10 protein-coding genes are annotated in these 13,152 nt (G+C 25.4%); 6 read left to right on the top strand and 4 right to left on the bottom strand.

Features of this window, described 5'->3' with window-relative positions:
* The first annotated feature begins 344 nt into the window (after positions 1-344).
* Together D9V77_RS00160 and purH are read left to right on the top strand one after the other, a co-directional pair.
* Positions 345-617, top strand: coding sequence for an HU family DNA-binding protein (locus D9V77_RS00160; protein WP_158337917.1), 273 nt, complete (start codon positions 345-347; stop codon positions 615-617).
* Positions 618-781: 164 nt separating this feature from the next.
* Positions 782-2,359 (top strand): bifunctional phosphoribosylaminoimidazolecarboxamide formyltransferase/IMP cyclohydrolase, encoded by a 1,578-nt coding sequence (gene purH, locus D9V77_RS00155; RefSeq protein ID WP_158337915.1) that lies wholly within the window; start codon positions 782-784, stop codon positions 2,357-2,359.
* A 120-nt stretch (positions 2,360-2,479) separates the two neighbouring features.
* On the opposite strand, the gene metE is transcribed toward purH, so the two are convergent.
* On the bottom strand, positions 2,480-4,756 hold the full coding sequence (gene metE, locus D9V77_RS00150; RefSeq protein ID WP_158337913.1) for a 5-methyltetrahydropteroyltriglutamate--homocysteine S-methyltransferase: 2,277 nt from the start codon (positions 4,754-4,756) through the stop codon (positions 2,480-2,482).
* A 143-nt stretch (positions 4,757-4,899) separates the two neighbouring features.
* Between metE and metR the strand changes: the two genes are divergently transcribed.
* A complete protein-coding gene (metR, locus tag D9V77_RS00145) occupies positions 4,900-5,814 on the top strand; it encodes an HTH-type transcriptional regulator MetR (protein ID WP_158337911.1) in 915 nt (304 codons plus the stop codon).
* A gap of 40 nt (positions 5,815-5,854) precedes the next feature.
* On the opposite strand, the gene D9V77_RS00140 is transcribed toward metR, so the two are convergent.
* Entirely contained in the window at positions 5,855-6,673 is an 819-nt protein-coding gene (locus D9V77_RS00140; protein WP_158337909.1) for a Cof-type HAD-IIB family hydrolase, read from the bottom strand.
* A 207-nt stretch (positions 6,674-6,880) separates the two neighbouring features.
* On the opposite strand from D9V77_RS00140, the gene glmU reads away from it, so the two are divergent.
* Positions 6,881-8,257: a bifunctional UDP-N-acetylglucosamine diphosphorylase/glucosamine-1-phosphate N-acetyltransferase GlmU gene (glmU, locus tag D9V77_RS00135; RefSeq protein ID WP_158337907.1), complete on the top strand. Its 1,377-nt coding sequence runs from the start codon at positions 6,881-6,883 to the stop codon at positions 8,255-8,257.
* 74 nt (positions 8,258-8,331) lie between these two features.
* Positions 8,332-10,161, top strand: coding sequence for a glutamine--fructose-6-phosphate transaminase (isomerizing) (glmS, locus tag D9V77_RS00130; protein ID WP_158337905.1), 1,830 nt, complete (start codon positions 8,332-8,334; stop codon positions 10,159-10,161).
* 117 nt (positions 10,162-10,278) lie between these two features.
* Here glmS and rpoH read toward each other — a convergent pair whose 3' ends face one another.
* Entirely contained in the window at positions 10,279-11,133 is an 855-nt protein-coding gene (gene rpoH, locus D9V77_RS00125) for an RNA polymerase sigma factor RpoH (RefSeq protein ID WP_158337903.1), read from the bottom strand.
* A 153-nt stretch (positions 11,134-11,286) separates the two neighbouring features.
* Positions 11,287-12,429 carry a signal recognition particle-docking protein FtsY gene (ftsY, locus tag D9V77_RS00120; protein WP_158337901.1) on the bottom strand — a complete coding sequence of 381 codons (1,143 nt, stop codon included), beginning with the start codon at positions 12,427-12,429 and terminating at the stop codon, positions 11,287-11,289.
* A gap of 136 nt (positions 12,430-12,565) precedes the next feature.
* Between ftsY and rsmD the strand changes: the two genes are divergently transcribed.
* Complete coding sequence (gene rsmD / locus D9V77_RS00115) at positions 12,566-13,138, top strand: 16S rRNA (guanine(966)-N(2))-methyltransferase RsmD (RefSeq protein WP_158337899.1); 573 nt, start codon at positions 12,566-12,568, stop codon at positions 13,136-13,138.
* Positions 13,139-13,152: the final 14 nt, after the last annotated feature.

The raw sequence follows: 13,152 nt of genomic DNA, 5'->3' as shown, positions 1-13,152 counted from the left end.
AATTATTACGTTTTTTAAAATTCTTGCTATGCTTAAAAAATTTATTTCCTTTTATTTATATGTAATAAAGGAGTTAATTATAAATTCATATTTATAAAAAACTCAATAAAAAATCAATTTTCATTAGATTAAAAAAATAATTTTTTTGATAAATATATAATTTTCATATAATACATTTTAATAGTTTTTAGATATATTGAAAATTTTTAATCTAATTCTTCTTTCTTTTTATATTATTTGTGATCAATATAAAAGTTTAAATCAATTTTCTTTCTCTAAATTTATTAAAAAAAATATCTAAATAAATCATTAATTTTTACATTTAAATAAAAAAAGGAAAAATAATGAATAAAACTCAATTAATAAATGTTATTTCTAAAAAATCTAATTTATCTAAAACACAAGCTAAATTAACTTTAGAAACAACATTATCAACTATTATAGATTCTTTAAGAAAAGGTGAATCTGTGCAAATAGTTGGATTCGGCACTTTCAAAGTTAATTTAAGATCATCTCGTACAGGACGAAACCCTCAAACAGGAAAAGAAATACAAATCCCTGCTACAAAGGTTCCTAGTTTTACATCTGGTAAAACATTAAAAAATGCGATTAAATAATTATAATTTACAAGATATTCAAAGGGGCATTACGCCCCTTAATACATATTCTATTTATCGTTATATAAAATAATTATATATTTAAACTAATCTAAATATAAAATAATATTCTTATATGATATAACAAAATATTTAATTTTTTATTAAAAACAAGAAAATATATTATGCAATCAGATAATTTTATAAAAAACGCATTAATTAGTGTATCAGATAAAAAAAACGTTTTAGAAATAGCAAAGATACTAATAAAAAATAAAATTAATTTATTTTCAACAGGAGGTACTGCTGAAATTTTAAAAAAAAATAATATACTTGTAACAGAAATATCTGATTATACAAACTTTCCCGAAATAATGGATGGACGTATTAAAACATTACACCCTAAAATTATGGGTGGTATTTTAAGAAGAAAAAATCAAGATAAAGAAGTTATGGAATTATATAATATTTGCCCAATAGATATGGTTATTGTGAATTTCTATCCATTTGAAAAAATAAAAAATATTAAAACAAATGATATAGATGACATAATAAATAATATTGATATAGGTGGACCGACACTCGTACGTGCTTCAGCAAAAAATTATAAAAATGTTATAGTTATAGTAGATTATTCTGATTTTCACCCAACTATTAATTCTATAAATAATAATACTATGAATATAGAAAAAAGATTTAATTTAGCATCAAAAGCATTTGAATATACATCATCTTATGAAAAAATTATTTCACGATATTTTATAAAAAAAAATGCTTTGCATAAAAACAATGAAAATTATTTATTCCCTAACGAAATAAAATTTTCTTTTATAAAAAAACAAGATTTAAGATATGGAGAAAATCATCACCAAAAAGCATCTTTTTATATAGAAAAAAATATATTTAAATCTGGAACAGTGAGTACCGCACATCAAATTCAAGGAAAAACTCTGTCTTATAATAATATATTAGATTCTGATACAGCATTAGAATGTGTAAAAGAATTTAATAGACCCGCTTGCGTTATTGTAAAACATGGAAACCCTTGTGGTGTTGCAGTAAGCAATTATATTTTAGAATCATATTTGTCAGCATACAATGCTGATCCTATTTCAGCGTTTGGAGGTGTGATTGCTTTCAATAAAACATTAGATGAAAAAACAGCTCAAACAATTATTAACCAACAATTTATTGAAGTTATTCTTGTTCCGGAAATAAGTGATTTAGCATTAAAAACATTAGAAAAAAAGAAAAACATAAGATTACTGATTACTGGAAAATTAGAAAAAAATAAAATAGGATTAGATTTAAAAAAAATTTCTAATGGATTGCTTGTACAAGAATATGATTTTTGTGACGTAGATTATAGATTATGGAATTTTGTAACAAAACGTATACCAACAAAAAAAGAACTAAAAGACTCAATATTCTCTTGGAGAGTTTCTAAATTTGTTAAATCAAATGCTATTGTATACGGTCGTAATGAAGTAACACTTGGTATAGGTGCTGGTCAAATGAGTAGAATTTATTCTACTAAATTAGCTAATATGAAAGTAAAAGATCAAGGTTTGAATGTTATTGGAGCGACTATGGCTTCTGATGCATTTTTTCCTTTTAGAGATGGGATTGACAGCGCCGCTTCTGTTGGTATTACTTGTATAATTCAACCTGGAGGTTCAATACGTGATGAAGAAGTTATTCAAGCTGCAAACGAACATAATATCACAATGATTTTCACTAACAAACGTCATTTTAAACATTAGTTTTTTAGTTTGTAAAAAATATGCAAATTACAAAAGTATTAAATCATCATTTTAGATTTTAAAAAAATCTAAAAGATGATTTAATATCAAGTTGTTTTATAAAGATAACAGAAAACTAATTTATTTTAAATGACTGTTTTTAATTTCTTTTCTGAGAGTTTTTGTTGCTTCAACCATATTTTTCAATGCTAATATTGTTTCATTCCAATTTCGTGTTTTTAAGCCGCAATCTGGATTAATCCAAATACGTTTTAAAGGAATATATTTAATTGCTCTATTTAAAAGCATCATTATTGATTTTACACTTGGTATATTCGATGAATGAATATCATATACTCCAGGACCTACTTCATTAGGATATTTAAATTTTTTGAATGATTCTAATAATTCCATATCTGAACGAGCTGTTTCAATCGTAATTACGTCTGCATCTAATAATGCAATAGCATCCATTATATCATTAAATTCACAGTAACACATATGAGTATGAATTTGCGTCGTGTTTTTAACACCTGAAGCACTTAAACGAAATACATTTACTGCCCAAGATAAATATTCAGCCCAAGAACTTTTCCGTAAGGGTAAACCTTCTCGCAATGCTGGTTCATCAATTTGAATTATTTCTATTTTTTCTTTTTCTAAATCTAGCACTTCATCGTGCAGTGCTAAAGCAATTTGTGTTGCCATTTTTTTTAATGAAACATCTTCCCTAGGAAAAGACCAAAATAAAATTGTAACAGGTCCTGTTAACATGCCTTTAACTGGTTTTTTAGTTAAAGATTGAGCGTATTTAGACCATTCTATAGTAATTGGTTTCGGACGACTTATATCTCCAATAATAATAGGAGGTTTAACGCAACGCGAACCATAACTCTGAACCCATCCGTTATCTGTAAAAACAAATCCCTCTAAATTTTCACCGAAATATTCTACCATATCATTTCTTTCGGCTTCACCATGAACTAAAACATCTATATCTAATTCTTCTTGTATTCTTATAACTTTTTGAATGTGATTTTTAATTCCTTTTGAATATTCTTCTTTATTTATTATTCCAGATTTAAAATCACGTCGTAATTTTCTTATGTCAATAGTTTGAGGAAAAGATCCAATAGTAGTTGTTGGTAAAATAGGTAAATTAAATTTTTTATTTTGTTCTATAGTACGAATATTGTAAGAATTTAAACGTTGATATTTATCTATTACAATATTAGATAAACGATTTTCTACTGCAATTTTATGTACTCTTTTAGAAAAACTACGCTCCTTAATAGGCAAACTCCATTGTGTGATTAAATCAATATCATCATTATTTAAAGCATTTGATAATAATTTTAACTCTATACATTTTTGTACAGAAAAAGAAAACCATTTTTTGACTTCTGCATCTAAATTCTGTTCTGTTTCTAAATCAACTGGTGTGTGTAATAAAGAACAAGATGAACCAATTAATATTTTTCTATGATTCTTTAAGATTAATTTAATAGATTTAAACCATTTTACAAGATCAGCACGCCAAATATTTCGACCATTAATAACACCTAAAGAAAGCATCCATTCTGATGGTATTTTAGAAATGAAATTATTTAAATTATATTTTCCAAACACTAAATCAATATGAATCCCTTGCACTGGTAAGTCGCGAATAAATTCTATATTATGTTCAATACTATCAAAATATGTTGTAAGAAGTAACTTGGTTATTCCGAACAATTCTTTATAAACATCATAATAAGCATCTTGCCATTTTTTTGGTAATTCTAAAACTAGAACAGGTTCATCAATTTGAACAAAATCAACACCGCGATTAGATAATTCTTTTAAAACATATTTGTATATTGGTATTATATCTTTTAAAATATCAAGCCGATCAAAATATTTCCCTTTTACTTTTCCTAACCAAAGATATGTAATTGGACCTAAAAGTATAGGCTTAACTTTATAACCTAATGATAATGCTTCGTCTACTTCATCTAAAATTTGTTTCCAAGAAAATTTAAAAACTTTATCTTTATAAAATTCAGGTACAATATAATGATAATTAGTATTAAACCATTTAGTCATTTCTGAAGCTGCAATATCTGGAGCATGACCTCGTGCAATACGAAACAAACAATCTAAATCAACAGAACTAATAATATTATTATGTCTTTCTGGAATATTACCTAACATCATGCTAGTAGTTAATACATGATCATACCAAGCAAAATCTCCTACTGGAATATAATCAATTCCAGACTCTTTTTGTTTTTGCCAATTTTTTTTTCTTAATTCATATCCAACAGATAACAAATCTTGTTTTGAAAGATTACCAGACCAATATTTTTCTTGAGCTTTTTTCAACTCACGATTCACGCCTATTCTTGGAAAACCAAGAGTGTGATTTAAAATTTTCATTTTAAATATATCCTATTTTCTTAGTTAAAATATTTTTTTGAATATAATTTACAATTGCTTTGTATAAAACAAATATCTTATAATTCTAGTATTAAAGAAAATTAGCAAGCGTAAATAGTTAATTATCGATATGAAGGAATCTCATGATCGAAATAAAACATCTTCGAACATTACAAGCTTTAAAAAATAATGGCTCATTAAGTGCAGCTGCAATTCAACTTCATCAAACACAATCAGCGATATCACACCAATGTAATCAATTAGAAAAAAAAATAGGATTTAAATTATTTATTAGAAAAAGCAATCCTATAATATTTACAATCCAAGGTAATATTTTACTTCGACTATCAGAAGAAATACTGCCTAAAATAAAAAAAGCAATACAATTATGTAAAGATTCTCATCATATGATCATTCGTCTAGCAATTGAATGTCACAGTTGTATTCAATCGTTGATACCAGCAATAGAAACTTTCCAAAAAAATAATCCAAAAGTAGAAGTAGATTTTTATTCTGATATGATGTTTAATCCTCAACAATTTTTACAAAAAGGAGAGCTTGATATTGTACTAACTTCCGAAGTATTACCACGGAATAATTTATTTTATGCACCAATCTTCGATTTTGAAGTACGATTAGTATTGTCTCCTAAACATCCTTTAGTATTTAAAAATAATAATATTACACCAGAAGATCTTGCATCTGAAAGATTCATGATTTATCCTGTTCAACGATATAGACTAGACATATGGAAACATTTTTTACAACCATCTGGTATTGTACCTATTTTTAAAAATGTAAATAACACATTTCTTTTAATTCAAATGGTATCAGCACAAATGGGGATCACCGCACTACCCCATTGGGTAGTAGAAAACTTTGAACATCAAGGTTTAATCGTCACAAAAAGAATAGGAAATGGAATATGGAGACGATTGTATGCAGCTATACGAAATGGTGAACAAAAAGAACTAGTTATAAAAAATTTTATTCATTCTATACGTTTACATGCTTCTGTACATTTGCACTTTATTCGTAATATATTAAAACAATATTAACTGTATAATGCACAATAGCATATAAAATTTTTTATTAACTTTATAATATATATTTATCATTTTCTAAAAAAATTTTATTTAAACATCTTGCAACACCATGATCATTATTACTTTCAATAATTTCGATATGTGGCAATGCTGCTTTCAAACGTGCATCTGCATTTTTCATAATATATGCTTTGCCAACAATGGTTAACATGTCTTGATCATTCATTCCATCTCCAAAAGCAATGAAATGATCTAAAGAAATTCCTAATAAATTAGATATTAATTTTAATCCATAACTTTTTGAAGTAGTTCCTGATACAACCTCAAGACAACCTGGAACTGAAAAACTAATATGAACTTTATTGCCATATAAGTTAATAATTTTTTTTTCAAGAATATATAATTTTTTCAAATTTTTACTTGTAAAAAAAACCTTGCTAATATTTTTAAAATTTAAATTGTCTGGATGAAAATATTGATATCTTAATGAGGAGAGAGCAGAGCAAAATTGATTACCTATTTCATTGTTGTTTATATACCATTGATTCTTTTGATATACCTGAGTAATAATTTCTGCATCTAAATATTTTATTCTACAAAGTTGTGAAGCAATATCTTCTTCTAAATTATCACTAAATATAAGTTTATTATCTAAATTATAAATTTTAGCACCATTAGAAGTAATCATAAAAACTTTTTTTTCTAAACTATCTCTAATATCAACGACGTCTATGTAGTGACGGCCTGAAGCAAAAATAAAATAAAAATTTTTTTCTATTAATAGATGTATAATCTCTTTAGTATATTCTGTAATTTTATTCCCTGAAGAAAGCAAAGTACCATCTAAATCTACTGCAATAACTAGACACATAAAAAAACCTTAAAATAAATAATATTTATTATTGTAAAAAATATTATATACACATAAATTTACATATAAAAATTATTTATTAAAGTTTTCTTATTCTTAAATTAATAAAATAACGATAAAAAATACTTCATAAGTAATTAAAACTATTCAATCAAAAATCTTTTATTTAAAATAAATAAATTAATGATATATATAAAAAGGGTCTTCATGTTAAAAAAAGAAACAATTATAGTAATACTAGCAGCAGGAAAAGGAACTAGAATGAAATCTAATTATCCTAAAGTATTGCATTTTTTAGGAGGAAAAACAATTTTAGAACATGTAATACAAACTGCTCAATCTATACAACCCAAGAAAATTATATTGGTTTATAATGATCAAAAACAATTCATATCATCTAATATTCATAATATTCCTCTTGAATGGATAATACAAAAAAAACCAGAAGGAACAGGGCAAGCTATACTACTAGCTATAAAAAAAACTTTAGATAATGAAAATATCCTAGTTCTATATGGAGACGTACCATTTATTTCAGAAACATCAATAAAAAAATTACAAAGTTCTAAAAAAATATCAAAAATTAGTTTATTAACTATGAAAGTAAAAAATCCTAATGGATATGGACGTATTTTGCGAAAAAACGGAAAAGTTATCGGCATAGTAGAAGAACAAGATGCTACTAGTATACAAAAAAATATTAAAGAAATATATTCAGGAATTTTTATAGCTAAAAGTAAAGATTTAAAAAGATGGTTAGAAAAAATTGATAAAAAAAACCAAAAACAAGAACTTTATGCAACAGATATTGTTTCTTTAGCTTATCTTGAAGGACATTTTATTACAACAGTACAACCCTCGCATTATGAAGAAATATTAGGAATAAACAATAAATTACAATTATCTATTTTAGAAAGGATTTTTCAAAAAAAACAAATTAATAAATTGCTGATGGATGGAGTTATAATAAAAAATCCATTGCATTTTATTCTTAGAGGAACATTACAACATGGTCATAATGTTGAAATAGATACAGGTGTTATTTTAGAACAAAACGTCATTTTAGGAAATGATGTTAAAATTGGTCCTGGTTGTATTATTAGAAATAGTATTGTTGGCAGTCAAACTAATATTCAAGCATATACAATTATAGAAAATGCTAAAATAGGAAAAAGTTGTATTATAGGTCCTTTTACTCATTTAAGATCGAATACTTTATTAGATAATAACGTTCATATAGGAAATTTTGTCGAAATAAAAGATAGTATTATAAAAACAAAATCTAAAGTGAAACATTTAAGTTATCTGGGTAATTCTGAAATTGGTTCTAAAGTGAATATTGGAGCAGGTAGTATTACATGTAATTATGATGGCGTGAATAAATTTAAAACTGTTATTGGTGACAATGTTTTAGTCGGCTCTAATACACAATTAATTGCTCCAATAAAAATTGCGAATAATACAACTATTGCAGCAGGTACTACTTTAACAAAAGATGTCAATACACCTTGTTTGGTTTACAACACTAAAGAACAACGATACAAAAAAAATTGGATGCGTTCTAGAAAAAATGATAAAAAATAATTATGACTATCTATCAAATCAATATATTTATACTAAGTAAAAAAATATTTTAATACAAAATAAAGGGTGTCAATATGTGTGGTATTGTTGCTGCAGTAGCACAACGTAATATTACTAATTTTCTTGTTAACAGTATTAGAAAACTAGAATACCGAGGATATGATTCTTCAGGATTCGCTGTTATAGACAATGAAAATAATATTATTAGAATTCGTTGTGTTGGAAAAGTTAATGAACTTATAAAAAAAACAAACAAAAAAAAAATATCAGGTAATATTGGTGTTGCTCATACACGCTGGGCTACTCATGGAAAGGTTTCAAAAGAAAACACTCATCCACATATTTCTTCAAATATAATTGTTGTACATAATGGTATTATTGAAAATAATTCTAAGTTGCGTTTATTTTTACAAAAAAAAGGATACATATTTTCTTCTGATACTGATACAGAAGTAATTGCTCATTTATTACATTGGGAACAAAATAAAAAAAAAGATTCCTTTAAAAAAGTCATACAAAACAGCATAAAAAAATTAGATGGCAATTATAGTATGGTTATAATAGATAAAAATAATCCTTCAAGATTAATAGCTGCGTGTTCTGGAAGTCCATTGATTGTAGGATTAGGAATAGAAGAAAATTTTATTGCTTCAGATCAAATTGCATTATTACATATTACAAAACGGTTTATATGCTTAGAAGAAGGCGACATTGCTATTGTTGAGAAAAAAAAAATTAAAATCATTGATAAAGATAACTCTATCATTCAAAGAAAGGAAATTATATCTAATATAGAATATCAATCAGTAAAAAAAGGAAAATATCGTCATTATATGGAAAAAGAAATATATGAACAACCTGAATCAATTCGAAAAACATTACAAAACCGTTTACAAAATAATAATAAAGTTCATTTTTCCGAATTAGGATTAAAAGAAAAAAATATATTTTACAATGCAGAACACATTCAAATAGTTGCATGTGGTACTTCATATAATGCAGCAATGGTTTCTAAATATTGGTTTGAATCACTTGCTCATATTCCTTGTGATGTTGAAATCGCATCAGAATTTTCTTCAAGAAAATTAGTTGTAAGAAAAAAAAGTTTATTAATCACTTTATCACAATCAGGTGAAACTGCTGACACATTATCTGCATTAAGATATTCTAAAACACTTGGATATTTAGGGAATTTAACTATATGCAATATGGAGAGCTCATCTTTAGTAAGAGAATCTGATTTTTACATATTAACTAAAGCGGGTTTAGAAATAGGAGTAGCTTCAACAAAATCTTTTACAACTCAATTAACTGTCTTACTAATGTTAGTCGCTAAAATAATAAATCTAAAAAAAGAAAATAATAACCTTTTAAAAAAAATTATACAAACATTAAACATTTTACCTGTTAGAATTGAAGAGATTTTAAAAAAAAATCAATTAATAAAAAATATAGCTAATATGCTATCTGATAAAAAAAATATATTATTCCTTGGACGAGGCATTCAATATCCTATTGCAATAGAAGGAGCTTTAAAATTAAAAGAAATTTCTTATATTCATGCAGAAGCTTATCCTTCTGGAGAACTTAAACATGGACCCCTCGCACTAATTGATAAAAATTTACCAGTTATTATGATTGCCCCTAAAAATTCATTATTAGAAAAAAACAAAAAAAATATTAAGGAAATATGTTCAAGAGGTGGTGTAATTTATATTTTTTCTGATCAGGAATTTGATTATGAAAAAAATTTAAATATTATAAAAGTGCCATATGTAGAAGAATTAATAGCACCTATTTTTTATACAATTCCTCTACAATTACTAGCTTATTATATTGCATTAAAAAAAGGGAAAAGTATTGACCAACCAAGACATCTTGCTAAATCAGTAACAGTAGAATAGAATTTTATTATTTATATATAAAAAGAGTATGAGTTTTCAACTTTATTAAACTTAATCTCATACTCTATATAAATTTTTTTAATAAACTAAATGAGTTTATATTAAATTTTTTTTAAACTAAGCCTCTATGGCTATTTTCAACTTTTTCATTGCGTTTTTTTCTAATTGTCGAACACGTTCTGCAGAAATTCCATAATCATTTGCTATAGTTTGCAAAGTATTTTTTTTATTTTTATCTAACCAGCGAGCATGAATAATATGACGACTACGTTCGTCTAATCTTAATAAGGCATTACTTAATTTGTCTGCAGCATGTTCTTTCCAATTATCTTGTTCAACACCGTTGGCAAAATTAGATGTTTTATCTTGTAAATATTGCATAGAACTATTTGCTTTACCATCAAAATCTTCTTCTGGTAATGGATTAAAAGCAATATCTTGAGCAGACATACGAGATTCCATTTCTCTTACATCTCTACTACTGACACCTAATTCTCTAGCAACTATTTGAATTTCTTCTTCATTAAACCAACCTAGTCTTTGTTTTGTTTTTCTTAAATTAAAAAAGAGTTTTCTTTGAGATTTAGTCGTCGCAACTTTTACAATACGCCAATTGCGCAAAACATACTCATGTATTTCAGATTTAATCCAATGAACAGCAAAAGAAACAAGACGAACTCCTATTTCAGGATTGAATCTACGCACTGCTTTCATTAAACCAACGTTGCCTTCCTGTATAAGATCTGCTTGTAGTAAACCATATCCTGAATAGTTACGTGAAATATGAATTACAAAACGGAGATGAGATAAAATTAAAGTTTTTGCGGCATCTAAATTACTGTCATAGCGTAATTGTTTAGTGAGTATTTTTTCTTCTTCAAGTGATAACATCGGCCATAAATTGGCTATTCTAATATAAGCATCTAAATTACTAGGCGGTGTTACAGATAAAATCTGTACTTTATTAATCATTTGAATTCCCGCATTAAAGAACTATATATACTGAATTATTAATATGTGGGACATGTTCATAATACTTTAATTCAAAACATAAATCAAAGATTTATATAAAAAAATAAATAATCTATACTCTATAAAATCATCATTGTATATTCAAATGACATTTTATTTTTGCAAAAATATAGAATTAATAAATTCTTGACTATTGAAAACACCTAAATCATTCATTTTTTCACCAATTCCAATATAACGAATTGGAATTTTAAATTGATCTGCTAAAGAGAAAACAACTCCTCCTTTTGCTGTTCCATCTAACTTAGTAATTATCATTCCAGTTAAATCTAATGCTTTATGAAATATTTCTGTTTGTTGTATTGTATTTTGTCCATTACAAGAATCAATAATTAATATTTTTTCATGCGGTGCAGATACATCTATTTTTTTAATTACTCTAACTATTTTTTTTAATTCTTCTATTAAATGTGATTTATTATGTAATCTTCCTGCTGTATCAATAATTAAAACATCTATTCTTTTTGATTTCGCAGAATGCACTGCATCGAATACCACTGCAGCAGGATCTGAATTAGCATGCTGTGCGATTACCGGTATTTTATGTAATTTTCCTAATATTTTTAATTGTTCTATACCTGCTGCTCTAAACGTATCTGCTGCAGCTAACATTATAGATTTTCCTTCTAACTTATATTTTTTTGCTAACTTAACTACCGTTGTAGTTTTTCCTGTTCCATTAACACCTACTACTAAAATTATAAAAGGAGTATGAGCAGATATTTCTAAAGGAATTTCAACTTTTTTTAAAATATTATACATATTCTTTTTTAATAAAGAATATAGTTTTTCAGAAATTTTTAAATCCTTATGATTGACATCTTTAATTAAATTATTAATAATTCGAGTAGTAGTATTAATACCAACATCAGCAAGTAACATTGTTTCTTCTAATTTTTCAAAAAGCACACTATCAATTTTTTTTGATAAAAAAATATTATTGATTTTATCACCAAGAAATTCTTTCGTTTTTTTCAAATTTTCTTTTAAACGTGAAAAAAAATTGATTTTTATATTCTTGTTATTTTCTATGTTATTACTATCATTATTTATTTCTTCTATTTTATTTTTTTTAAGATTGTCTTTTTTTATAAAAAAAGTTTCTGAAACAAATAATTTTTTATTATTTAAATCATCAATTTTTTCTTTTTTATCTTTTATTGTATCTATTTCCTTATTTTTTTTTATTTTAGAACTTAACCAAGAAAAAAAACCAGATTTTTTATCATCTTTCATATTATTCACCTTTTTACTTTGCAAGAAAAGAAGCTATGACATCTTAAATGTTAAATAAAAAAAAATATTTATTTAAGTTATAATTAACATTAGATATTTAAATAAATCATATCACTAACATAAATCATCTAATAAAATGAACAATTCTTTTTTAAAAAAAAACAATAAAATTTATATTATTTCTGGAAAACTTAAAGGAAGGAAAATATCTTTTGATAATATTCCAAATTTAAGACCTACTACTAATCAAATAAGAGAAACATTATTTGAATGGTTATCTAAATATATTAAAGATTCACGGTGTCTTGATTGTTTTGCAGGTAGTGGAGGACTAGGAATAGAAGCTATTTCTCGTCACGCTGCGTTTTCTACTTTTTTAGAAATAGAAAGGAAAACATTTTTCACTCTTAAACAAAATGCAAAAAAACTAAATATATCTAATTTAGAAATTATACGTACTGATACACTCAATTGGTTAAAAAAAAGTGGAAAACCATATGATATAATCTTTATTGATCCTCCTTATTATCAGGGGTTAATTAAAAAAACTATTGATTTATTAGAATATAAAAAATGGATTAAAAAAAACTCTTTTATTTATATAGAACAAGAAAAACAAAAATCTCTAATAGTACCTAAAAATTGGACTTTATATAAAAAAAAAATTACAAATCGAATGCAATGCTATCTGTATATTTTAAATATATAAGATTTATGAAAATT

This window comes from Buchnera aphidicola (Sitobion avenae), assembly GCF_005082585.1.
Classification (GTDB): Bacteria; Pseudomonadota; Gammaproteobacteria; order Enterobacterales; family Enterobacteriaceae; genus Buchnera; species Buchnera aphidicola_Z.
The sequence above is the reverse complement of the archived record's forward strand: the minus strand, read 5'-3'. Positions and strand labels throughout refer to the sequence as shown.

Bases quoted from the DNA above. Each gene is read 5' to 3' on its own strand.
- D9V77_RS00160 (WP_158337917.1), top strand. From the start codon at position 345: ATGAATAAAACTCAATTAATAAATGTTATTTCTAAAAAATCTAATTTA.
- purH (WP_158337915.1), top strand. From the start codon at position 782: ATGCAATCAGATAATTTTATAAAAAACGCATTAATTAGTGTATCAGAT.
- metE (WP_158337913.1), bottom strand. From the start codon at position 4,756: ATGAAAATTTTAAATCACACTCTTGGTTTTCCAAGAATAGGCGTGAAT.
- metR (WP_158337911.1), top strand. From the start codon at position 4,900: ATGATCGAAATAAAACATCTTCGAACATTACAAGCTTTAAAAAATAAT.
- D9V77_RS00140 (WP_158337909.1), bottom strand. From the start codon at position 6,673: ATGTGTCTAGTTATTGCAGTAGATTTAGATGGTACTTTGCTTTCTTCA.
- glmU (WP_158337907.1), top strand. From the start codon at position 6,881: ATGTTAAAAAAAGAAACAATTATAGTAATACTAGCAGCAGGAAAAGGA.
- glmS (WP_158337905.1), top strand. From the start codon at position 8,332: ATGTGTGGTATTGTTGCTGCAGTAGCACAACGTAATATTACTAATTTT.
- rpoH (WP_158337903.1), bottom strand. From the start codon at position 11,133: ATGATTAATAAAGTACAGATTTTATCTGTAACACCGCCTAGTAATTTA.
- ftsY (WP_158337901.1), bottom strand. From the start codon at position 12,429: ATGAAAGATGATAAAAAATCTGGTTTTTTTTCTTGGTTAAGTTCTAAA.
- rsmD (WP_158337899.1), top strand. From the start codon at position 12,566: ATGAACAATTCTTTTTTAAAAAAAAACAATAAAATTTATATTATTTCT.